We start from the raw sequence: 23,427 nt of genomic DNA on the forward strand, positions 1-23,427 counted from the left end.
TGGTATGATTACGTAGCGATGAGCTGATTTGTGTAAGACGAGGAACAAGGCAGTACATGTGAATGTGAACACATGGTTCTCTCGCCACAAATGATCGAAAACGTCTATATTTATATAGGCGTTTTTTCTATGGAATAAATAATCGGATGCAGTAACCAAAGTATTCTCTAGGTAAAATATACCTAACAAAATATAGCCATCCATGCTAAACTACAAGTATAATCGGAAAGAGGTGACCATTATGAAGAAAATAAAATTAGGTACTAGCAATTTAGAAGTGTCAAACATTTCATTAGGCTGTATGCGCCTTGGTAAGCTGGAAGTAAATGAAGCGGCCGAAGTTATCCATAATGCGTTAGATCTGGGCATTGATTTTTTTGATCATGCTGATATTTATTCTGGTGGAAAATCAGAGGAAATCTTTGCTGAAGCGATTGGGATGAGCCCATCGGTTCGGGAGAAAATTTTCATTCAAACGAAAGCTGGAATTCGCGAAGGTTATTTTGACTTTTCGAAAGAACATATTTTGAAAGCAGTTGACGGAAGTCTAACACGACTGAAAACGGATTATGTCGATAGCCTATTACTTCATCGGCCAGACACACTGATGGAGCCTGAGGAGGTTGCTGAAGCATTCACGATTTTACAGGATAGTGGAAAAGTCCGTCATTTCGGTGTAAGTAATCAAAATCCGATGCAAATCGAATTGTTGAAGAAATACATAAATCAGGATTTAATTGTGAATCAATTGCAATTTAGTATCATGCATTCAGGAATGATTGATGCTGGGATTCAAGTAAATACAAAACACGAGAATTCGCTTAACCGAGATGGAAGTATACTTGATTATAGTAGATTGCATGATATGACGATTCAAGCATGGTCACCGTTCCAACACGGGTTTTTCGGTGGAGTATTTATCGATAACGAGCAGTTTCCGGAGTTAAATACAAAGCTAGAAGAAATTGGGGAAAAATATGGTATAAATAAATCAGCGGTAGCGATTGCTTGGATATTACGACATCCAGCGAAAATTCAACCAATTGTCGGTACATTAAATAAGGAACGATTAACCAATATTGTTAAAGCAAATGAAATCGACCTTACAAGGAAAGAATGGTATGAAATTTATCTTGCTGCAGGTAATGATCTCCCATAGTACTTCAACAATGACAGTTTCAGCAGAGGAGGAAAACAGATGAAGAAAGCAGGATTATTCCTTTTTGTTTTGGTTGGATTTCTATTCTTAAGTGCTTGTAGTGATTCAACAAATGGTCAAGCAGAGAATGAAGAGCTAGACAAGTTGAATGATAGAATAACGCAATTAGAAGAAGATAAACAAGCAAAAGATGAGGAACTAGCTGCAAAGGATAAGCAAATTACGGAATTGGAATCTACAATTGTGAATTTAGAGAATCAATTGGAAAATCCTCAAGCTGGGGAAGAAGAGGTCCCAGTTGATGAAGAAGCTGCAGAGGAAGTGCCTTCAGATTCTGAAGATACAGATGAAGTAGCAAGTGATGAAGAGCAGTTGCGCGAAACGGCAGATGCTGTTGTCGATGCGCTAGGAAATAAAGATTTTGCTAGTTTTGCAAGCTTTGTTCACCCTGCTAAAGGTGTACGTTTTTCACCATATATTTATGTTGATGTAGAAGAACATCTGCAGTTCTCAGCAGAGAAAATAGGGAATTTTACGAATGATAGTGAAACATACACATGGGGTTCTGTTGATGGCAGTGGTAACCCGATAGAGTTGACACCTAGTGAATATTACGATGAGTTTATTTTTATTCGTGATTTCACGCAAGCAGATGAAGTAACGATTAATGATATTCAAACTCGTGGCAGTATGATTGTGAATGTAGAGGAAGTATATCCGGAGGCAAGCTTTGTCAGCTATTATGTTGATGGCACAAAGCAAGAGCTTGACTGGGCAGATTTAATCCTGGTTTTTGAAAAAGAAAAAGATACTTGGTATCTTGTCGGACTTGTAGTTGATCGTTATACAATTTAAGCTAGTATAGGAAAGACCTCCATAAGTGGAGGTCTTTTTTGAATAATCATTGTGTATAGGTTTTCTCAGTGCCGTCAGTGAATACAATTTCAAGTTCTACATTTATGGCGTCATCTGGCACATGAAATGCATTAAGTACGCTACTTAAGACTTCTTCGTTCTCGGTATCCTTATCAAAATTAAATCCAGTAAAAATGCTATCTAATTCCTGCATTGCTTCGTCACCAGCTAATTGTATTCCCTGAAGTCTATCTTCGTAGCTTGCCTCCGTTTCATTCATTTCCTTATCATAGTCAACTTTAATTGCGTCCGCTGTATTTTCGAAATCAGCCTCTAAATTAAAGCTGTTAAATGTATATGGAGATTCCGTTGCCTCGTTTACAGTATCATTGTTATTTACTGGATTTTGTACATCATCACGATCGCCACAGGCTGCGAGCATAAAAGAAACGATGACTAGCAAACCAATGATGGAAATATGTTTCTTCATTTATATTCACTCCAATTATATAATTTGATACTTTATAACTCTTGCTAAAAATTGACTAGGTAAACTATAGTTGGAAATTTCTAAATAAAATTGTAAATCTAATAAATTCTGTCCTTTCTGTTACAGGTCAACCTCATCACTACATACAGTAGTATGTAGGCTTCAAGACTGGATGAAAATCATGTATCCAAATTATCCATTTAATCAAAACGGAAATCAGTATTTGGGAGATTCTTATGTCACTTGTCCTCCATATGTCCATGTTGCCTGCCCTCTTACTGACTGTTGTCTTTCATCTTGGTAAGAAGAATTAGTCGGATAATAATGTTGATAATTATATTTGAAATACTGTTCGTGGAATTCACTGATCAATTAATGAATATATGACAGCAGCTGTTGGTAGAAGTTCACCCTATCGATGTGGGCAAACACTTAAAATAAAAAATCTCTCTACTGCAACTAAGTTAGAGATTCTCTCAGGCCGCTCACTCCAGAAATACACTTCGCATTCCGCAGGGGCTGGCGAGCCTTTTTGTGCTGCGCACTTCGAAGTCTCGCTGAGGCCCTTCCTCCCGCAGGACAAGGAAGACTTCGGCAGCGTTACATCGCAATCAGACAAATCGCCCTTTATTTTCGAGGAGTCTTTGTGTATTTCTTCCGCTAAGGTAGAGCAGAATCTATAAATAAGATTAATGGACCAAATAACTATCAATATTGATTGTTGCAATGTACTCGAGAATCATGTGGAGATTGCAACGACTTTCTATTTTGAAGACTTATTCGGAGTTTATATCAATTCATCCTTATCTCTTGATTAATTGAATAGAGCAATCCTTCAAATAAAAAGCTTGGGAGAAGGGTTAAGGAACCTTTCTCCCAAGCTTTTTATTAGTTTTTAACTTCTAAGCCATATTTCGTATATGCACCGTGCATGACTGAGCCAACGTATTGGTTAAGCTCGAAACCGTGTTTGATTGCTGCGGTTACAAATGATTTTGCAGCAATGACAGATTCTTTAGCAGATTTTCCTTGTGCTAAATTAGCTGTAATAGCAGCTGCAAAGGTACATCCTGCACCGTGATTATAGGTTGAATCGATTTTATCTTCTTCTAAAAGCGTGAACGCTTCGCCATCATAGAATAAATCAATGGCCTTCTCATGGTCTAACGCTCTTCCACCTTTGATTACAACGTTTTTAGCACCAAGCGCATGAATCTTTACTGCTGCTTCTTTCATTCCTCCAATCGTTTTGATTGGGCCTGTCCCAGCTAATTGACCTGCTTCAAATAAGTTAGGTGTTGTTACGAGTGAACGAGGAAGGAGTAATTCCCGCATTGCATCGGTATTTTCTGGTTGAAGCACCTCGTCTTCCCCTTTACAAACCATCACAGGGTCAAGTACATATTGATATAATTTATATTCATCTATTTTACGTGCTGCAAGCTCGATAATTGGAACAGTTCCTAGCATACCTGATTTTGCTGCATCTACGCCAACAGAAAGAATTGTATCTAATTGCTTTTCAACTAAATCCGTATCAATTGGTGTAACATGATGATGCCAACCTTCTGGATTCATTGTTACAATACAAGTTAAGGCGGTCATACCATATACATCATGCTCTTGAAATGTTTTCAAATCCGCTGCTTGTCCAGCGCCGCCACTAGAATCTGAGCCAGCAATTGTAAGTGTTTTTTTCATTGTTGTTATCCCCCTAATTATTCCTATATATAGATAGATACAACCTTATAGAATAGGAATTACTTTATAATGCCTTTATTTTCTAATAATAAAACTATAAACCTTTTGGATAAAAGTGTAAAGAATAGGGGTATTTCTTTAATTGTTAAGAAAGTATAAAAACTTTTTTATTTCAATTCCTGTGACAGGAGAAGCCGCGTCCAGCTCCAGCGCCCGTGCTCCTAGAGAGATTTCCTTCCCCTTTGTACGTCACTAAACTATCTTTAAGCTTTCTATACAACTTCTTCATTTACAAAGGCTGCAGTGGAATCAAGTTCTCCTTTGATTTGTTTCACTTGGAGCTTTTCACCATTTAACCATTTATTAAAATCAAAAATAAATGGTAAACGATTGCCCCCTAAAGCAAACCAAGCTTTCATCTCTCTAGGTAGATAGGAAGCGGTATGAATTGTACCTGCCCATGCACCATATTTACTTGAAAACACTTGCTTATCAATATTGTTCATCATTTGGTAAGCCGCATAAGGATCTTCAACTGTATGTTGCTGTTTATTCATTGCTTCTCGTCGCTCAATCGATTCATCCATACGATATCGATTTTCATCTAGTAATTGTTCGAAATGGTTGGTACAAATGTTACCGTTAAATGCTGTCACCTTTCGTGGTGACGCTTCAACAATCATCGATTTTCCATTTTTATCAAGGAGAACATAGCTAAATGTATGGCGATGCGGAATCTCTTTAAGCAGATCAATTGCTTCCTCTACATTTGCGCAGGTTTCTAAAATTATTCGACCAATCATATTGCAGATAAAACCATTACTGGAATTTAATCGGTTGACGAAATTGTAACCCATAGTCAATCCTTTCTCATTCATGCCATCGGTTCTTCCTGTAATTTGCATCGTCGGACCAATTATTGCATAGCCTTGATCTGTTGGTTGATAAAGCGCATACCGTCCTTCATAAGTAATCGGTGCATTGTCATAGTTTCGAATCAAATAATCTTCACTAGTAAAAATGGAACAACCGCTTTTGCCGTATTCCAAATAATATCCGCCAAACTCACGAATCGTATCCTCCAGGCTTAACTGTAGGGCATCACCAAGTCCATAAAGCTCGTCCATGATCCCCGGTGCGAATCTTAATATTTCTCGTCTTACTTCATCAATATTTATTAAGTAATGACGCCATCTACCATCCTTTTGTTTTTTTCGGTTTGATAATAGAAGCGAATCCTTGAGTGCTTCTCCTTGCATATATCCAAAATCATAATGATTCCCTCGATATTGAATAATGTCACTATATACCTGTTTCAATAGTTATCCCTCATCATTTCTGTGATTAAGCTAAGTGTACTTTATGCAAATGCGAAAGAAAATAAAAATGCCTACGCATTTAGATATATTACCCCAGTTTAAAGGGAAAATCATGTTGGAAATAGAATATCTTTTAGAGGAAGTATAATTAACGGAAAAAATAAATTCTTATCAAGGGGAAATAGCGATGAAAAATCTAAATCCAGAACCTGATTGGCTTTTAGAGATAACGATTGATGAGCTTCAGGAAAAGTTGACAAAATTGGAGATAACTTCTGAAGAGGTTGTGAGGCTTTACTTATACAGAATTGCAAATTACGATAAATCTGGACCTTCGATAAATTCCATCATAGAAATAAATCCGGAAGCAATTCATATTGCGAGTGCGCTGGATTATGAACGAAAAACCAAAGGGAGTAGGGGGATTCTACACGGTATTCCCATTTTAATTAAAGATAATATTGATACTGCTGATAAAATGCACACAAGTTCAGGTTCCGTAGTCTTAGCAGATTCCTATGCGAGTTCAGATGCACATATAGTAGGAAAATTACGGGAAGCAGGGGCAATTATCCTAGGGAAAACGAATTTAACAGAATGGGCACACTTTACTGCAGAAAACATGCCACCAGGATATAGTTCGCGAGGAGGAAGGACGTTAAATCCATACAGTGCACAATTTTCAGTCGGTGGGTCTAGCTCTGGATCAGGGGCCGCGATTGCTGCAAATTTCGCTGTCGTTTCCGTTGGTACAGAAACATCGGGCTCTATTCTAAGTCCAGCTAGCCAGAATGGCATTGTTGGCATTAAACCTACACTGGGCTTAGTAAGTCGCAGTGGCATCATTCCCATTTCCCATAATCAGGATACAGCAGGACCAATGGCGAGAACTGTTAGGGATGCAGCAATCTTACTGAATGTATTAATGAGTGTGGATTTGAATGATCCTATAACATGTAGCAATTCTATAAGTAAGACGGATTTTACGACATTTCTAAATAATGATGGATTACAAGGTAAGCGAATAGGAGTTGCACGTAAGCCATTCTTTACAAAATTAAGTAAAGAAAAGATTTCAGTTTTGGATCAAGCAATTGTGGATGTACGACAATTGGGGGCGGAAGTAATTGATCCAATCGAGATCCCATCCTCTGAAAAGATTGAGGACATTAATGTTATGCTCCATGATTTCAAAATTGGTATAAATGCATATTTGAAAACAATTGATCCTTCACTTGGTATTGGGAGCTTAAAAGATGTGATTGCTAAAAATGCAGCAATAGGTGATACAGCATTAAAATATGGACAAAGCACTTTGTTGCTAGCGGAAGAAACAAGTGGTACATTAACAGAACCATTGTACCTACAAAGTTTATTAAATGACACAATTTACTCAAGGGAAAAAGGAATTGACGCAGTAATGAAACAACATTCATTAGATGCGATTGTATTTCCAGATTATAAAGGCGCCTTACTGACTGCCAAGGCAGGATATCCATCAATTAATGTCCCTGCTGGGTTTACTGCCGAGGGTGAACCTGTGGGAATAACATTTACTGCAAAAGCATACCAGGAACCAACACTATTGGAGATTGCATATTCCTATGAACAAGGAACAAAGCACCGAAAGCCACCAGTGTTTTAATGCGTACGAAGCAAAAAACTTGATTTAACTTAAATGAAGCAGGAGACAATGATGTCATAGGAAAACTAGAGAATGACAATCGTTTCTATATGAATCCAGGTGCCAATAGTTGATAAATCCAGATGATACCAATTATTGACCAAATGATGTTTGCGCTCGGATTTCATGATGGGTGATTGAAAAACTAGTTTCATCGTTTGACTTTAGCGGTTAACACTAGTATTTTATACGAACACCCAAGAATAAAAGTAATCGCGATGCTTTCATTCTGTGAGCCTCTATGCAAAATTTTTAAAGTGAAAAATGCTAGTCACTCATAGTATTTGGCAAAAACAAAACAAGTTTTAGGAGGAAAAATAGTTGGCTGAGTTAAAATATGAAATTATTGAAACAGTTGGTGTTCTATCAGAATCACCAAAGGGATGGACGAAGGAGTTAAACCTTGTGAGTTGGAACGGAAGAGACCCGAAATACGACCTAAGAGATTGGGCACCGAATAAAGAAAAGATGGGAAAAGGGATAACATTAACAGAGGAAGAATTGAAGAGCTTAAAATCAATTTTAACAACGTTTTAGATGTGAAATTTCTATCCCCAGCACATGTGAATGAAAATGCTATCTGTTGGGGATAGCTTCAAGTATCATGATGTACCAACCTAAAATTTTTAACATTTTCTATAAAAAAATACAAAAAGGTATTGTATTCGTGAAAAATATGTGATATTATATTCTAGTCGAACCAATACATGGGATATTAGCTCAGTTGGTAGAGCAGCTGACTCTTAATCAGCGGGTCGTAGGTTCGATCCCTACATATCCCATCATTTAAATGCCAAGATAAGTTTAATTGCTTATCTTGGCATTTTTTGCTTAGGAAACTATACAATTTGGTTGCTGTGGATAACTAAATTTCTGAGAATAGCCACGTCCAGCTCCAGCGCCCGTGCTCCTAGCGCGACTTCCCTCACTTCATAACAATCTAAAGAAGACTTGCCGATTGGTTACACATGAGGTGGTGAAAGTTAACATCGATTCCTGATGTTAGGCGACTAAAAGCAGGCTTTGCCAACTTCGGCATACCCCAGAGTGAAGGGGCATGTTTCCTTTATCTCAAAAGGAAGGGAGAAGTTCGACTAAGGTCGCCACTTCCTGGGACTGCGATTACTCGCCCCATCGAAAACCATTATGGCAACGTCGAACCACCCCGCGTCCTGTGGGGCGCAGTCCGTACGTCACTAAACGGGCGCTTGCGCTTTGGTTCATATCTATAATTAAATCACATTTCACTGTATCCATCTCACAATATTGCAGACTCCCTCGTTTATTACTAGAATGATAGATAAGTGAAAATGATAAAGGTTCTTTGCGCTAATAAAACAAGTAAATTAAAAATCAGTAGGAGGAAACTATGAGAGATTTTGTCATGCTTATGGCTGAAATTGTAAATGATATTCACGACATATTAACAGATCTGTTTGGTCTGCATATGACAGATAAAGAGCTTCATTTCTGGATTATCGGAATTGTTGGTATGGCTACTTTCTTTGTTGTTTATTTTTTCTTTAAACTCATTGAAAAAATGAAATGGAGTGTGGCGATTTACTCGTTCATTTATACATTAACAGGAATGATTGTTCTCGTGTTTGCGATTGAACTGCAGCAAGCAATTACAAATCGAGGAAATATGGAATTTGCGGACGCCGTAGAAGGGTTGAGGGGGTTTCTAGTCTTATTTATTATCTATGCCCTCCTTGCGCTAGCGATATATACAATTAAAATATTTATCAGCAAGAAAAAGTAAAAATGCAGTGAAACATGCTGCTTTTTTACTTTTTTGGGGTATTACTATAAGGGTAACCAAATAATGTTAGTGGTGGAATAGTGAGTCAAAGGAAACCCAAAAATAATGTCATGCTAATCATTTCTATTATACTTGGTAACGCATTGATTTATATGGACAAAAATATGATATCCACAGCAATCATTCCAATCGTAGCAGGTAAGAAAATCTTTCCTTTTTCCATGCATGTAACAAGATAAGTCGCGTCCAGCTCCATCGCTAGTCGTGCGTTAGACCTTACTCATTTTCAATTTAGTCAGCTGCTCCCCCCTCGTTTTACCCTTAGCCCCTTAGCGGCGTTGTTCGACTAAGAATCGCCACATCTTGGACCCTGATTCCTTATCCAAAATATATTGCAAAGTCGAACCCCCTATATACTTGAAGTAGAAATGTATTCTTTCTGCTAGCGATGTTTCTCTGGAAAGTTTACCTTACCCTATATGCTAAAGAGTCTGTACATAGTTAAACAGGCTATGGCAAACGGAGTAGCTATTATGACAATATTGTTAACTTGGATGTATATGTTTTACTTAAGGAACTACCATCATATATACTTATGTGAAAGAATTCACTATTAAAGATTTTTCTGGAGGTCTTAATTAATGGCAGGACTTATGGCGATGGCGAAAGAGCAGAAAATGAAGATGATTCTAATCGCTATTTCAGCTATGTTATCTGGTGTGGCAATTATTGGACAAGGTTATTTATTTGTCCTGATCGTCGACCGAATTTTTTTGAAAGGTGATTCCTTTACGGAGATTATTCCGTATTTGCTTTGGTTAATCGTTGCTCTATTTGCTAGAACTTTATTTAGTTATCTTAGCGGGAGAACGGGGATAAAGATGGCCACAAAAGTAAAAAGAGACCTGCGAAGCGCACTTTTAAATAAATTTTCTAGAAACCCGATGCAAGCATCACTTCAAGGACAATCGGGTCAAAAAGTAAGTGTCATGATGGATACGGTTGATGAGATTGATAGTTATTTCAGTAATTACATCCCACAAGTAATTCAATCGACAATCATTCCAATTATGCTCCTCGTTGTTATCTTTATGGAGCATGCTGCAACGGGATTTGTCATTATTATTACTGCACCATTTATTCCGATATTTATGATGATTATCGGGTTTAATACAAAGGATAAAGCGGAGGAGCAATTGGACAAAATGGCGGCTTTCTCTGGAAAGTTCCTTGATACGCTTCAAGGATTAACAACGCTTAAATTATTCGGTCGCTCAGCAGAACAAAAGGAAGAAATAAGAAAAAGCAGCCTGGATTTCCGCGATGCAACAATGGTTGTGCTGAAAACGGCTTTCTCGAATTCATTAGCACTTGAATTTATTTCTATGCTAAGTATCGGCCTAGTTGCGTTAGAAGTTGCAATACGGCTGATTATTTTTCAAGATATTACATTCTTTACTGGATTCTTAATGCTCGTACTAGCACCAGAATTTTTTACTAAATTAAAAGATCTAGGTAGTGCATTTCATACTGGACGTGGAAGTATGGGGGCAGCTAAAAAACTGGAGGGCGAGCTTGAAGAAACAGCGGATGCTGTAGTTTTTGGTGAGGAAAGCTTGAGTAAGGATGGACCACCATTAATTGAATTACAAGCTGTGATGTTTGATTACGGTGACGATGCTTTTGTATTGAAAAATATTAATGCTACGATTCGACCAAATGAAGAGATTGCAATTGTCGGTAAAACAGGTGCAGGGAAATCAACACTCTTACATGTAATAGCAGGACTTGTTTCACTCTCAGATGGGGAAATAAAGATTAACGGCAAGAAACGATCAACCTATCGAGGGAAGGATTGGTTTGATCAGCTCAGCTACATTTCACAAGACCCATATTTGTTCTCAGGAACGATTGCAGAGAATATTGCAATTGGTAGAAATAACGATGCATCGCAAAAGGAAATTGAACAAGCAGCGGACAAAGCGGGACTTATGGAACTTATTCGTTCACTTGAGCAAGGTTTTGATACACCGATTGGTGAAGCGGGACGTGGACTATCAGGTGGGGAAAAACAGCGAGTAGCCATTGCTAGAGCATTCCTAAAACGTCCATCAATCATTCTTTTTGATGAACCAACGACAGGACTCGATTTACAAACAGAACGAATTTTACAAACCTCAATTAAGGAGCTTGCCAAAAATTCGACAGTAATTACAGTTGCTCATCGACTTCACACAATACAAAATGCGGATCAGATATTATTCCTAGAGAATGGCGAACTTCTATCAACTGGTACACATAATGAATTATTACAATCGGTGTTAGCATATCGCGAAATGGTTACGGTTCAGCGAGGAGGTGCGGTATAGTGAAGGACTTAAAAATGGTCATCAACGTATTGTTAGTAGAAAAGAAAGATATCATCCTCTCGATTATTTGTGGTTTTATTGCAGGAATAACTGCGGTAGCTTTGTTTTCAGCGAGTGGATATTTAATCTCCAAGGCGGCACTTGCTCCACCAATTTATACGTTGATGATTCTAGTTGCCTCTGTAAAGATGCTCGGAATCATTTCAGCATTAAGCAGGTATGGGGAAAGGTATTATTCACATCGCGGTACATTTACAATGCTAAGTAATTTACGTGTTTCATTTTATGAAAAAATTGAACCATTAGCACCCGGGATTTTCGGTAAATATCGAAGTGGAGACTTACTTGCTAGAATTGTCGGCGATGTAGAGGCATTACAAAACTTCTTTTTACGAGTTTTTTACCCACCAATTGTTTTATTATTGATCTTTTTTTGTACGATCTTTTTTACCTCGTTCTTTTCATTTGAAGTTGCGCTCATTTTATTTGTTGGTTACCTATTGACGACAGTACTTGTCCCCTCATATTTCGCCTTAAGACAACGTAAGATTGACAGGAGAGTGAGAGGAAGTCGTGCAGAGCTATCAACTGAGGTTACCGAATTTCTATATGGTTTTCGTGACTTGAAAATTTATCAGCAGTTAGAAGGAAAACAGAAGCAACTAAGTAAATCATCAGCAGTTTATATGCAGGAGCAAGAACAGGAAAGTGTGCATAATTTATTCAGTCAAGCAACCAATACATTTTTATCTTTAATGGTTACAGTTTGTGTGCTTGCTATTGGTGCTTATTTAGTAGTAAAAGGTGAACTGGACGGTATTTACTTGGCGATGCTAGTGATGGTCTCACTTACCGTATTTGAAAATACAACACCGATGGCAATTTTTCCAAGTCATTTGCAGGATAGTAAACTAGCAGCATCAAGACTTGTCTCTGTCGTTCGTAACGAATCAGCAGCCATTAAAATGAAGAAACAGGAAAATTTCCAAACGGATCTTTCACCAAAAATAGAAGTAAAGAACGTCCGATTTACGTATCCGAATGAGTCACGACTAACACTGGAGAATGTATCTATAAACCTTGAGTCAGGTACGAAAACAGCGATTGTTGGTCCAAGTGGCTCTGGTAAGTCGACATTGCTACAGTTGATGTTAAATCTCTATTATGTTGATGAAGGGGAGATTCTATTAAATAATACCCCAATCAATGATTTGCTAAAGGAAAGCATCTGGGAAAATACGAATGTTGTGTTACAGACAAATCACTTTTTCTATGGAACTATTCGCGATAATTTAAAGCTTGCAAAGGATGGATTGAATGATTATGATATGCAGGAAGCTTTAGCAAAAGTCGACTTAGGTCATTTTAAATTAGATGACTCTGTGCTAGAAAAAGGCGAAAATTTATCTGGCGGTGAGAAGCAGCGTCTTGCAATTGCAAGAGCAATGCTGAAAAATGCTCCGTTATGGTTGTTAGATGAACCAACCTCCTCTGTAGACGCATTAACAGAAGCTGAAATTTATCAGCATATTTTTGATATTGCGAGCGAGGATACTCTTGTGCTCGTAAGTCATCGATTGACAGGACTAGAGAAGATGGATCAGATTATAGTAATGGATCATGGGAAAATTATTGAGACTGGTAATTTCCAATCACTAATGGAAAGTAAAGGTTATTTCTATGAGATGAAAATGATAGAACAGAACGTGTTTCTAGGAGTGTAACGGTATCTGATAAAAAACAGCAAGCGTCGAAAGGCGCTTGCTGTTTTTTATCAGCAGGAGCTCAAGATTATCAGCAGGAGCTCAAGATTATCAGCAGGAGCTCAAGATTATCAGCAGGAGCTCAAGATTATCAGCAGGAAAGCCCACGCATTAACTTAATGCGTGGGCTTCCTTCTGTCACAAATACTATTAATTCTCATCATTTGTAATCAGGTTATCATTCTTTGCTGCCCAAAAAGAGATAATTATTGCAGCGATGATTACGATTAAAGGTGCAGCAAATATTAAAAAATCATTTAGCAATCAGCTCACTCCCTTTTCTTCTTATTCCCTTTGACATAATCCTTGTCGAAAAGAAATAGTTTTAATAATAAATAAATCGAAGGAACTAGCAAGATAAATCCTAGAACGAATACGACAACGAGAGAAATTGCCATTGCTTCATTTGTGAATCCCTCATGTATCGTTAAGTATGGATATAGCAAGTATGGGTAATGCGAAATTCCATATGCATAAAAGGCTAGTGCAAATTGTCCGATTAATAGCCAAACAGCGACACCGTAATTTTTCTTCCTCCATAGGTTCCAGACGGTAGCTGCCCAAAGAAGCGCGGAAAGTCCAAACATCCACCATAGATCAAGCATACGTTCATAGTGACCCGGTCTATGAAAACGGAGTTCAAAAATGATTCCACCAGCAGCAACTATTAAGGGGATAGCCCATGATAAGGCGTACTTTCTCATTAACTTTGTTGCTCCGATGTCACCAGCTTTGTTTGCATACCAGGTAAGGAACACGGCTGATATATATAGTACGGCTGCAAGTGCTAATACAACAATTGACCAGGATAATGGGCTCGTAAATAACGCCCAATAATCGAGAACAGGATTTCCATCAACAATTGAAACAAATCCACCTTCCGTGATTGCAAGCACAACCGATAATGAGGCTGGGACTAGTAGTCCTGATATTCCATACATAAAGGCATATCCTTTATGCCCCTTTGTTCCATACGTTTCAAAGGCGTAATAGGACCCACGAATTGCCATCAATATAATCGCTAAGCTTGCAGGTACAAGTAGGATTGTTCCAAAATAAAATGCAGTCTTTGGAAAGAACCCTACAATTCCAACGAAGAAGAAAACGAAAAATACATTCGTTACTTCCCAAACAGGTGATAAATATCGTTGAATAATTTTCGATAAAATATGCTGTTTCCCCGAAATAATACTGTAAGCATTGAAGAAACCAGCTCCGAAATCAATCGCTCCAAGCATCACATAACCGAATAGGAACGTCCAAAGAACGGAAATACCTAATATTTCTAAGCTCATTTCATTTCACCACCCTGTTTTGTTTCATAGCGTTTGAGCTCTGACTCTACAGGATTATTTTTAAATATCCTACGTAGTACAACAATGGTACCGATTCCTAGTAAAAGATAAAGTGCTGCAAACAAGATAAACATTAATCCAACATAATCACTTGATGTTGCAGCTTGTTCAACCGTCATTATCCCGCGAAGGATCCAAGGTTGGCGTCCAACTTCAGCCATCCACCAGCCGGCTTCAATTGCCAGAAAGGAAAGTGGCCCACCAAGAACGATTAACCAGCGGAACCAATTTGCTTTGACAAATGACCATGAAAGTTTTACTCCAAGCCAATAAACTAAAGCTAATCCAACCATAAATACTCCGATTGTAACCATTAAATCAAAGAAATAATGGGTAATGAGTGGAGGTGTTTCTTCTTCTGGGAATTGATCTAAACCAATTACTTCTGAAGTAGGATTTCCATGTGCCAAAATACTTAATGCAAATGGAATTTTAATCGCATATTTCACTTCTTGATTTTCGTCTAGTATTCCATACATCAAGAGTGGTGCGCCTTCCTCTGTTTCAAAATGCCATTCAGCAGCTGCTAATTTTTCTGGTTGATATTCTGCTAAATATTTTCCGGAGAAGTCACCAATTATTGCCGCAGCAATAGAGAAAACTAGTCCGATTTTCATCGTCATATGTAATGCTTTTTTATGATACGCATGATTTGAGCCTTTAATTAGTTGATAAGCCGCGATTGCCGCAAGCATGAAGGCTGCTGTCATATACGCTGTTGCTAAAACATGTGACACCTTAGTCGGCATGGCTGCTGTGAACATAGCAAGTAATGGGTTTGCATTCACAAGTTGTCCATCGATAAGGTCAAAGCCTTGTGGGGCATTCATAAACGCATTTACGATTGTAATAAATAGAGCAGAACATCCTGCCCCGATGGCAACTGGAATTAGCAGCAAGAAATGTTTTCGTTGATCAAAACGATCCCATGTATACGAATAAATTCCTAAAAAGATTGCTTCAAAGAAAAATGCAAAAACTTCCATAAATAGAGGCAATGCAATAATATTTCCAGCAAGCTCCATAAAGTTAGGCCATAGTAACGAAAGCTGTAAGCCAATGATGGTTCCAGTCACTACACCAACTGCTACAGTAACGAGGTATCCTCGTGCCCATCGTTTAGCCATCATAATGTAGTGGTAGTCATTCTTCTTAATACCAAGCCAATGCGCGATCATAATAAAGAGCGGAACACCTACACCAATCGTCGCATAGATAATATGAAATGAAAGTGTCAGTAAGGTTAATAATCTGCTTGCGAATACTGGATCATCAAATAACAAGTCTATCTACCTCCTTAAATTGCAATTTATAAATGTCAATGATAATAAATTTGTGAATTGATTAACAATCATCCTATTATTGTAACTTAAAAAACAATTATAAAACGGGATAACATATGACAATATTGCAAACGTATGATGAATGATTTGTGAACAAAGAAACAGCCTAATCTTTCTACTTTTTAGTATTTCCCTTATTTCATTCCTTTACTAACATATTGCGATGTGAAATTATTTCCTCTTCCACATCAGAAAATCAATTCAGTTGGAAGGAGAAGGTTTCTTCTTTTAGAAGTTCCCCTTTCACATATGTTCGTTCAGCAAATGTCACATGGTTTTGATGGTCTACAAGCAAAACAGTTGATGAGCGTGTCCCGTATTCAGGCATCTTTATAAACAAAGGGGAGAGCATTCTTTCTAACTCTATGCCCACTCCTGTTTGTGGTAACTCTTTATCATCTGCAATTTCTGCATTAGAAATAATCTTAAATAATGCATCAGTTTCTATTTTACTATTCCCTATTACATAATCATGTAACATCTTTTTTCCCCTTCTGACTTTTGGCCAAGGGGTGTCTAATGTATGATTGCTTAATGCATGGGTTCCTTCTCCGATTCGGTTTTCTTCATCTAAAATATTATTAAAATGAAACAGCTCATCAGCATTTCCAAAGATTATATTATATCCAGCATAGTTATTTCTAGTTATTTTTAATTCCTCAAGAAATTCAGCTGTTGGGGTATTTGAAGCCAAATATTGACGAACAATCTCTCCTCTTGATATCTTTGCTGCCTCATTTAACTTAGGATTACGGAAATTAGTTAAGGCTGCGAATCGTCCTTGTCTTGAGATTCCAAGCCAAGTACCCATCTCCACCAAATCACGACCTGCAAGTATGTTTGGTTCATCTTTCCAGAAATGTGCAGATGCGGTTGGACGTTGATAAAATTCATCGCGATTGGCCGCAATGATTAGTTTGTATGTTGGATGATCATTATAATGTAAATTGATTAAGCACATATTTATATCTCCTCTGATCTAGCTTTTCCCCTGATTATACTTGAATACTAAGGTCATTATTATCTAAAAGCTCAAATTTTTCTGAGATATTGTTTTTCAGTTGACAAAGAAAGATGATAAGAGAAAGGGGTCTGTTAATATATACCTTGACCCCCTATCAATATCTCTATAATATAGAGAAGATTAATACATATTAAGACAAATTAGTTTGAATTTTCGTAATAGTGAAGGAGCAGATGTAAATGACAAAAAAAGTATACTTAAACCACGATGGTGGAGTAGATGATTTAATTTCCTTATTTCTATTATTAAAAATGGAAGATATAGAATTGATTGGCGTAGGTGTAATCCCGGCAGATTGTTATTTAGAGCCTGCTGTATCAGCAAGTAGAAAGATTATCGATCGTTTTGGAAAAGGCAAGGAGATTGAAGTAGCGGCATCAACATCACGTGGGAAGAATCCATTTCCAAAAGATTGGCGTATGCATGCATTTTTAGTAGATGCATTACCTATTTTAAATGAGTTTAAGCCAGTAAAAACAAAAGAAGCAACATTACCAGCGCACAAACATTTAATCGAAGCACTTCGTAATAGTGAGGAAAAAGTTACATTAGTCTTTGTTGGACCGTTAACAGATCTTGCTCGTGCCCTAGAGGAAGCACCGGATATTGAAGAAAAGATTGAGAAACTTGCTTGGATGGGTGGAACTTTCCTTGAAAAAGGGAATGTGGAAGAACCGGAACATGATGGTACAGCTGAATGGAATGCATTCTGGGATCCTGAAGCAGTAAAAGTCGTCTGGGATAGCAATATTAAAATCGATCTTGTTGCACTTGAAAGTACAAACATGGTGCCATTGACATTAGATATTCGTGACAAATGGGCTGCTGAACGGACAGATTTAGGAATTGACTTTGTTGGCCAATGTTATGCGATGGTTCCACCACTTGTACATTTTCAAACGAATTCAACTTACTTCCTATGGGATGTCTTAACGACAGCAACAATTGGTGATGAAGGCCTTGTGAAGAAAAAAGAAGTGAAATCCTTTGTACATGCAGATGGACCTAGTCAAGGGAAGACAGAGCTATCAGAAGATGGGCGAGCAGTTCAATTAGTATACGAAGCAGATCGTGATCGTTTCTTTAATTATCTTACCGATTTGGCAAGAGAAAATTAAGGAGGATTAATTTTGCAGAGGATAATTATTGATACAGATACAGCTGGGGACGACACAATCGCGCTGTTAACTGCCCTCCACCATTTTAAAGTTGAAGGGGTAACGATTACAGGGGGAAATGTTGATTTTAATCAAGAAGTAGAAAATGCGCTCTATACAATCGAAGTGTTTAAACCAGATTATCATGTTCCTGTATACAAAGGATATGAGGGACCTATTCTGAATTGGAATGAGGGCGGGCATCTGACTGTTGAAGATGTGCATGGAAGTGACGGGATGGGCGACTCCTTCTTTCCGAAAGCAAAGCAGCGTCCAGAGGGAAAACATGCCATCGACTTTATTATTGAAACTGTGAAGGCAAACCCAGGTGAGATAGTATTGCTAGCGATTGCACCGTTAACAAATATCGCGATGGCGATTAAGAAGGATCCAACAATTGCGAAGGATATTCCCCATATTTATGTTATGGGCGGAACGAATAATTCATTGGGAAATATTACCGCAGCAGCAGAATATAATTTCTATGTAGATCCAGAAGCCGCGATGATTGTACTACACTCTGGAATCCCAATTACAATGATAGGCTGGGATATGTGTACCAATTATTCAGTCATGACTGATCAAGATCATTTGGATATCGAACAATTAACAACTTCAAGATCAAAGTTTTTCGCTGATATTAATCGCGTTGTTATGAAATTTAATAAAGAAGTCCATAAAATCAGTGGAACAACACATCCGGATACATTACTAGTTGCAATTGCTGCTAACGAGAAGTTAATGACCTCCGCCAATCATTATTACGTGGATATCGAAACAACAGGAGAACTGACAAGAGGCTACAGTATGGTAGATATTAACAATCGCAGCGGAAAGTCTCCTAATGTTCGAGTTTGTGAGTCTGTGGACCGTGAAGGCTTTAAAGAAGTTTTAATGCAAGTGCTAAAAGGATAATAACAATACTCCTTGTCTGAAAACTCATGCATAACAGAAAAATAAAGCTCAAACCTATTGACATTCTCCATACAACTAGCGATAATAGTATCAATTATAATTGAACGTTGATGAGGAATAGTATGTAGAAGTTGTTTTGCTTAGAGAGTGGAATTTATTAGCTGAAAGATTCTGCCATAAACAAACTACAGAACCTACCTTCAGAGTCCTGTGCCAATACATGGGCGCTCCCTAGCGTTATGGGGTAAAGTGGAATGTATCGTACATTCAATAATGGTGGTACCGCGGAAGCAAAGCTCTTTCGTCCTTTAATACAGGACGAATGGGCTTTTTTTGATATATAAACATATTAACTTATGTAATGTTTAGCTAAGAAAAGTGTGAAGCAGGAGGTAATTGATCATGGCAAAAGAACGAGTCGTTGTTAAAATCGGAAGTAGTTCACTGACAAATGATAGGGGTGAAATCGATCAAGCTAAATTGATGGATCATGTGCAAGCAATTGCTACACTAAGATTGGCGAAGCATGAGGTTATTTTAGTGTCATCTGGAGCGGTGGCTGCTGGATTTGCTCGCCTTGGCTATTCCTCTCGACCTGTTACCCTTAAAGGGAAGCAAGCGGCTGCAGCGGTAGGACAAAGTCTCCTGATCCAAACCTATATAGATAAATTCAGTCCCTTTAGCATTACGCCAGCACAGCTTTTACTAACCCGCTCAGACTTTTCAAATCAAGAACGATATCAAAATGCTTTTGCAACAATAAACGAGCTTTTAGAACGAGGAATATTACCGATTATTAATGAAAATGACACGGTTTCGGTCGAAGAGTTGACTTTCGGCGATAATGACATGCTTTCGGCCTTAGTTAGTGGCTTTGTTCATGCGGATAAGTTGATAATATTAACAGATATAAATGGAATTTACGATGGAAATCCAAAAACAAATCCCGCGGCTAAGAAAATCGATTATTTAAAAGATATAACGGATGAAATGATAGTTGCGACAGATGCAACGGGATCAAAGGTTGGAACAGGCGGTATGAAATCGAAGCTGCTAGCTGCGAAAACAGCTGTTTCCCTCGGTGTCCCAGTCTTCATCGGTTCTGGAACAGGATCTGATAAATTAATCGAAGTACTTGAAGGTAAAGGAAATGGGACATATATCGAGAAAGATAGCTTTGGAACGATTAACACAAAAAAACAGTGGATTGCACTGCATTCACAGTCTTTCGGCAAGATTTATATCGATGAGGGTGCAGAGGAAGCAATCTTATTCAATGGGAAAAGTCTCTTATCAGCCGGAGTAACAAAGATAAAAGGTACCTTTAATCAAGGGGATGTTGTAGAGGTATATGGCACCAAGGGATTTTTAGGTAAAGGGCAAGTAAAATGTTCTTCAAATGATTTGCAGCTGGACATTGACTCACGTGAAGAGGAACCATTGGAAATACCGCTTCCATCCACAGAAGTCATTCATCGGGATGCATGGGTAGAATCAAGGGAAATGAAGGAGGAATTGACATGAGTGAGGTAATTGAAAAAGGAAAAGCAGCGAAAAAGGCAAGTTATGAAATGACGGGCATATCAACTAAAGAGAAGAATACTGCTCTAGCATTGATCGCAGAACAAATCGTGGCCGATCAAGCAATCATTCTTGAAGAAAATAAAAAGGATATCGAGAATGGAAAGGAAAGAGGACTATCAACTGCGATACTAGATCGAATTTCACTAAGTGAAGAGCGAATTAAGGCAATGGCTGAAGGGGTTATTCAAGTTACAGAGCTAGTTGACCCAATTGGCGAAACACTTGAAACGATAGAAAAAAATAATGGTATCAAGATTCTAAAGCAAAGGGTACCGCTTGGTGTTGTTGGAATGATTTATGAAGCTAGACCAAATGTGACAATAGATGCAGCTGCACTTACATTGAAAACAGGGAACACCGTAATTCTAAGGGGAAGTTCATCTGCACGATTCTCGAATATCGCACTCATTTCTTCTATTCATCGTGCCCTTGAAAAGAGTAGTGTCCCTGTAAATGCTGTTCAACTGATAGAAGATACAAATCGTGAGACTGCAAAAGAGTTGTTTAGATTAAATGATTATTTGGATGTGCTGATTCCTAGGGGGGGTAAGAATTTAATCGATACCGTTGTCCGTGAAGCAACAGTTCCTGTAATTCAAACTGGAGCGGGCAATTGTCATATTTTTATAGACGAATCTGCTGAGAATGACATGGCACAAGAAATCATCTTAAATGCAAAATTACAGCGCCCATCTGTTTGCAATGCAATCGAAACAATATTAATCCATTCAAATTGGTTTGAACAACATGGCATAGAACTTCTAAAGGAACTTCAAGCGCATGATGTTGAAATTTATGGGGATGAGGCTATTCACAACGCATTTCCTAATTCAAAATTAGCAACTGAAGAGGATTGGTATACGGAATATCTTGGGCTGTCTGTTAGTATTAAAGTTGTGGATTCGGTTGAAACAGCAATTCAGCATATTAATAAATATGGTACAAAGCATTCCGAGGCAATCATTACGAATGATGAGCACCATGCGAGAATGTTTCTGCAAAATGTGGACGCAGCAGCTGTTTACCATAATGCATCAACTAGATTCACCGATGGGTTTGAGTTTGGTTACGGTGCAGAAATCGGCATAAGCACACAAAAACTCCATGCAAGGGGACCGATGGGTCTACATGCATTAACCTCGACAAAATATGTTATCAAGGGAACGGGGCAAATTAGAAAATAAATTAACATTAATGAGCAGAAGCGAAAGGAAATCCCTTTTGCCTCTGCTCATTTTAGTATGCGGAGAACTATAGGAATTTCTTTTAAATATTGGCCATTCTATATTGTTAGTTACATTTATACTAAGTGCGATGTTGATCGCAACACGCGGTCGGTAGTCGCTTTCCAATGACAACGCTTCAGCTCCTTCTGCCATTGCTTTTCCCACAGGACATGGAAGGCTTAGGCAGAATTACATCGCATGAATTGATAAAAAGCGTCTTTCTTTCCTTTTAATTAGATAATCATATTTTCCAATTCATAATGGTTGATAATCATTGAAATCGTATGTTATGTTTACTTTGTACCAAATGGTAGGTAAAGTTTTGTTTTTATTATGTAGGTTAAACTAATATAAACGTGGAAAGGGAGTAATTTATATGTCAAACAACTTTTATGAAAAAGGACATGCAAGTCATTTAAAAATGGTTAAAGAATTAGCACCAGAACAAATGAAAGCATTCTCTGAATTTGATAGTGCAGTATTTCAAGAAGGCGCTCTAACGAAGAAGGAAAAGGAAATTATCGCGGTATCAATTGCTCATGTTACAGAATGCCCATATTGCATTGATTCCCACACGAAGAAAGCAAAAGCGGCGGGCGCAAGCCTTGGAGAATTAGCGGAAGCAGTATTCGTTGTTGCAGCTATTGAAGCTGGTGGCGCAGTGACACATAGCACACATATCCATAATGCGAAGGAAGCAGATGCGTCTGATGTACTTTATGCAAGATCAAACCTTAAACAGCTTGGTAATTTAAGTAAATATGCTCCAGATGGCTTTAAAGGATACTCTGCCTTTAGTGCTGCAGCAACTAAAGAAGGTAAACTAACAACAAAATTCAAAGAAATCATTGCAGTAGCAGTCGCTGTTGCGACACAATGTCCATATTGCATCGATGTACATTCTAAAAATGCAGAAAAAAATGGTGCAACTAGCGAGCAATTAGCGGAAGCAGTATTAGTTAGCTCCGTATTAAAAGCTGGTGGAGCTTACGCACATATGGCTAACATGATTGAAAGCTATGGTGAATAAGATAAAGTGATTAGGTGAAAGTATATGTCAAAAAAGCAAGAAATTATTTCAATTGCAGGTAAGGTCATACACTCAAAAGGTTATCAAGCAACATCAATCAGCGATATTCTTCAAGCAGCAGGGATAGGAAAAGGACAATTTTATCACTATTTCTCATCAAAGCATGATTTGGGCTTAGCAGTAATGGAAAATCTTATCACGGATTGGGATAGCCAGTTGATTGAGGGAATTCTTAGATCAGCAGATGAATCTACTAAGAAACTAAATAATATGCTGGAATGGGCATTGACATCTCACGCTGAAATGAAAATCAAACATGGGTGTGCAATGGGAAACCTTGCTATTGAAATGAGTGAGCACGATGAAGCATTTCGAACAAAAATTGCAGGATTTTTTAACAGATGGACGGATTCTGTTGCAATAATTTTAGACGAAATGATTCGCGAAAATCTATTAGATTCAACAATAGATACGAAAAAAAGTGCACAGGCAATCGTATCGATGATTGAAGGAGCAATACTGTTGATGACCAATCAGCAAAATATCGAACTGATGGAAAATGTATTTGAGGTCATTCGTAAACAATATAATCTTCAGTATTAAAATGATAATTAAAAATCGACCTATTAACTTTAATGTTTGGTAGGTCGATTTGTTTCATTTAGGATCATTTTGCATGGATGGTTTCTGA

The 23,427-nt window shown here is 37.9% G+C and carries 20 protein-coding genes, 1 tRNA gene and 1 other annotated feature; of the genes, 14 read left to right on the top strand and 7 right to left on the bottom strand.

Annotated elements, in window-relative coordinates; all coding sequences use genetic code 11:
- Window positions 1-241: 241 nt before the first annotated feature.
- Together CWR45_RS06825 and CWR45_RS06830 are read left to right on the top strand one after the other, a co-directional pair.
- Complete coding sequence (locus CWR45_RS06825) at window positions 242-1,159, top strand: aldo/keto reductase (RefSeq protein ID WP_115749119.1); 918 nt, start codon at window positions 242-244, stop codon at window positions 1,157-1,159.
- Window positions 1,160-1,198: 39 nt separating this feature from the next.
- A complete protein-coding gene (locus tag CWR45_RS06830) occupies window positions 1,199-2,014 on the top strand; it encodes a hypothetical protein (RefSeq protein ID WP_115749120.1) in 816 nt (271 codons plus the stop codon).
- Between the two features lie 46 nt (window positions 2,015-2,060).
- On the opposite strand, the gene CWR45_RS06835 is transcribed toward CWR45_RS06830, so the two are convergent.
- The 3 genes from CWR45_RS06835 to CWR45_RS06850 all read right to left on the bottom strand — a co-directional run bounded on the left by CWR45_RS06835 (window position 2,061) and on the right by CWR45_RS06850 (window position 5,524).
- The gene (locus tag CWR45_RS06835) at window positions 2,061-2,504 is read right to left on the bottom strand and encodes a YusW family protein (protein ID WP_115749121.1); all 444 of its coding nucleotides are present in this window, start codon (window positions 2,502-2,504) and stop codon (window positions 2,061-2,063) included.
- An 888-nt stretch (window positions 2,505-3,392) separates the two neighbouring features.
- Window positions 3,393-4,205, bottom strand: coding sequence for a pyridoxine/pyridoxal/pyridoxamine kinase (pdxK, locus tag CWR45_RS06845; RefSeq protein ID WP_115749122.1), 813 nt, complete (start codon window positions 4,203-4,205; stop codon window positions 3,393-3,395).
- A gap of 272 nt (window positions 4,206-4,477) precedes the next feature.
- Window positions 4,478-5,524: a C45 family autoproteolytic acyltransferase/hydrolase gene (locus CWR45_RS06850; RefSeq protein ID WP_115749123.1), complete on the bottom strand. Its 1,047-nt coding sequence runs from the start codon at window positions 5,522-5,524 to the stop codon at window positions 4,478-4,480.
- Between the two features lie 187 nt (window positions 5,525-5,711).
- On the opposite strand from CWR45_RS06850, the gene CWR45_RS06855 reads away from it, so the two are divergent.
- The 6 genes from CWR45_RS06855 to cydC all read left to right on the top strand — a co-directional run bounded on the left by CWR45_RS06855 (window position 5,712) and on the right by cydC (window position 13,063).
- Window positions 5,712-7,169: an amidase family protein gene (locus CWR45_RS06855; RefSeq protein ID WP_115749124.1), complete on the top strand. Its 1,458-nt coding sequence runs from the start codon at window positions 5,712-5,714 to the stop codon at window positions 7,167-7,169.
- Between the two features lie 360 nt (window positions 7,170-7,529).
- Complete coding sequence (locus tag CWR45_RS06860; RefSeq protein WP_115749125.1) at window positions 7,530-7,745, top strand: YdbC family protein; 216 nt, start codon at window positions 7,530-7,532, stop codon at window positions 7,743-7,745.
- A 172-nt stretch (window positions 7,746-7,917) separates the two neighbouring features.
- Window positions 7,918-7,990: transfer RNA gene (locus CWR45_RS06865), tRNA-Lys, on the top strand.
- Window positions 7,991-8,577: 587 nt separating this feature from the next.
- Window positions 8,578-8,970 (top strand): hypothetical protein, encoded by a 393-nt coding sequence (locus tag CWR45_RS06870; RefSeq protein ID WP_115749126.1) that lies wholly within the window; start codon window positions 8,578-8,580, stop codon window positions 8,968-8,970.
- A gap of 641 nt (window positions 8,971-9,611) precedes the next feature.
- Window positions 9,612-11,339, top strand: a complete 1,728-nt coding sequence (gene cydD, locus CWR45_RS06875; protein WP_115749127.1) for a thiol reductant ABC exporter subunit CydD — start codon at window positions 9,612-9,614, stop codon at window positions 11,337-11,339.
- Window positions 11,339-13,063: a thiol reductant ABC exporter subunit CydC gene (gene cydC, locus CWR45_RS06880; protein ID WP_115749128.1), complete on the top strand. Its 1,725-nt coding sequence runs from the start codon at window positions 11,339-11,341 to the stop codon at window positions 13,061-13,063. Before cydD ends, cydC begins: the two co-directional genes overlap by 1 nt.
- Before the next feature lie 189 nt (window positions 13,064-13,252).
- On the opposite strand, the gene cydS is transcribed toward cydC, so the two are convergent.
- The 4 genes from cydS to CWR45_RS06895 form a co-directional block, all read right to left on the bottom strand.
- Window positions 13,253-13,366, bottom strand: a complete 114-nt coding sequence (gene cydS / locus CWR45_RS20465) for a cytochrome bd oxidase small subunit CydS family protein (protein WP_425453604.1) — start codon at window positions 13,364-13,366, stop codon at window positions 13,253-13,255.
- 5 nt (window positions 13,367-13,371) lie between these two features.
- Window positions 13,372-14,397, bottom strand: coding sequence for a cytochrome d ubiquinol oxidase subunit II (locus CWR45_RS06885; RefSeq protein WP_115749129.1), 1,026 nt, complete (start codon window positions 14,395-14,397; stop codon window positions 13,372-13,374).
- A complete protein-coding gene (locus tag CWR45_RS06890; protein WP_115749130.1) occupies window positions 14,394-15,740 on the bottom strand; it encodes a cytochrome ubiquinol oxidase subunit I in 1,347 nt (448 codons plus the stop codon). The genes CWR45_RS06885 and CWR45_RS06890 overlap by 4 nt, the downstream gene beginning before the upstream one ends.
- 256 nt (window positions 15,741-15,996) lie before the next feature.
- Complete coding sequence (locus CWR45_RS06895) at window positions 15,997-16,761, bottom strand: NRDE family protein (RefSeq protein WP_115749131.1); 765 nt, start codon at window positions 16,759-16,761, stop codon at window positions 15,997-15,999.
- 242 nt (window positions 16,762-17,003) lie between these two features.
- Between CWR45_RS06895 and CWR45_RS06900 the strand changes: the two genes are divergently transcribed.
- From CWR45_RS06900 to CWR45_RS06925, 6 genes are all read left to right on the top strand, one after another.
- Window positions 17,004-17,942, top strand: coding sequence for a nucleoside hydrolase (locus CWR45_RS06900; protein WP_115749132.1), 939 nt, complete (start codon window positions 17,004-17,006; stop codon window positions 17,940-17,942).
- Between the two features lie 12 nt (window positions 17,943-17,954).
- Window positions 17,955-18,896: a nucleoside hydrolase gene (locus CWR45_RS06905; protein ID WP_115749133.1), complete on the top strand. Its 942-nt coding sequence runs from the start codon at window positions 17,955-17,957 to the stop codon at window positions 18,894-18,896.
- A gap of 98 nt (window positions 18,897-18,994) precedes the next feature.
- Window positions 18,995-19,208 (top strand) — a binding site (T-box leader).
- Between the two features lie 90 nt (window positions 19,209-19,298).
- Window positions 19,299-20,420 carry a glutamate 5-kinase gene (proB, locus tag CWR45_RS06910; RefSeq protein ID WP_115749134.1) on the top strand — a complete coding sequence of 374 codons (1,122 nt, stop codon included), beginning with the start codon at window positions 19,299-19,301 and terminating at the stop codon, window positions 20,418-20,420.
- Entirely contained in the window at window positions 20,417-21,664 is a 1,248-nt protein-coding gene (locus tag CWR45_RS06915; RefSeq protein WP_115749135.1) for a glutamate-5-semialdehyde dehydrogenase, read from the top strand. Before proB ends, CWR45_RS06915 begins: the two co-directional genes overlap by 4 nt.
- A 418-nt stretch (window positions 21,665-22,082) precedes the next feature.
- The gene (locus CWR45_RS06920; RefSeq protein ID WP_115749136.1) at window positions 22,083-22,736 is read left to right on the top strand and encodes a carboxymuconolactone decarboxylase family protein; all 654 of its coding nucleotides are present in this window, start codon (window positions 22,083-22,085) and stop codon (window positions 22,734-22,736) included.
- A gap of 24 nt (window positions 22,737-22,760) precedes the next feature.
- Window positions 22,761-23,339, top strand: coding sequence for a TetR/AcrR family transcriptional regulator (locus CWR45_RS06925; protein ID WP_115749137.1), 579 nt, complete (start codon window positions 22,761-22,763; stop codon window positions 23,337-23,339).
- The last annotated feature ends 88 nt before the right edge of the window (window positions 23,340-23,427 follow it).

Origin of the sequence: Oceanobacillus chungangensis (assembly GCF_003369565.1) — a bacterium.
Lineage (GTDB): Bacteria > Bacillota > Bacilli > Bacillales > Amphibacillaceae > Oceanobacillus > Oceanobacillus chungangensis.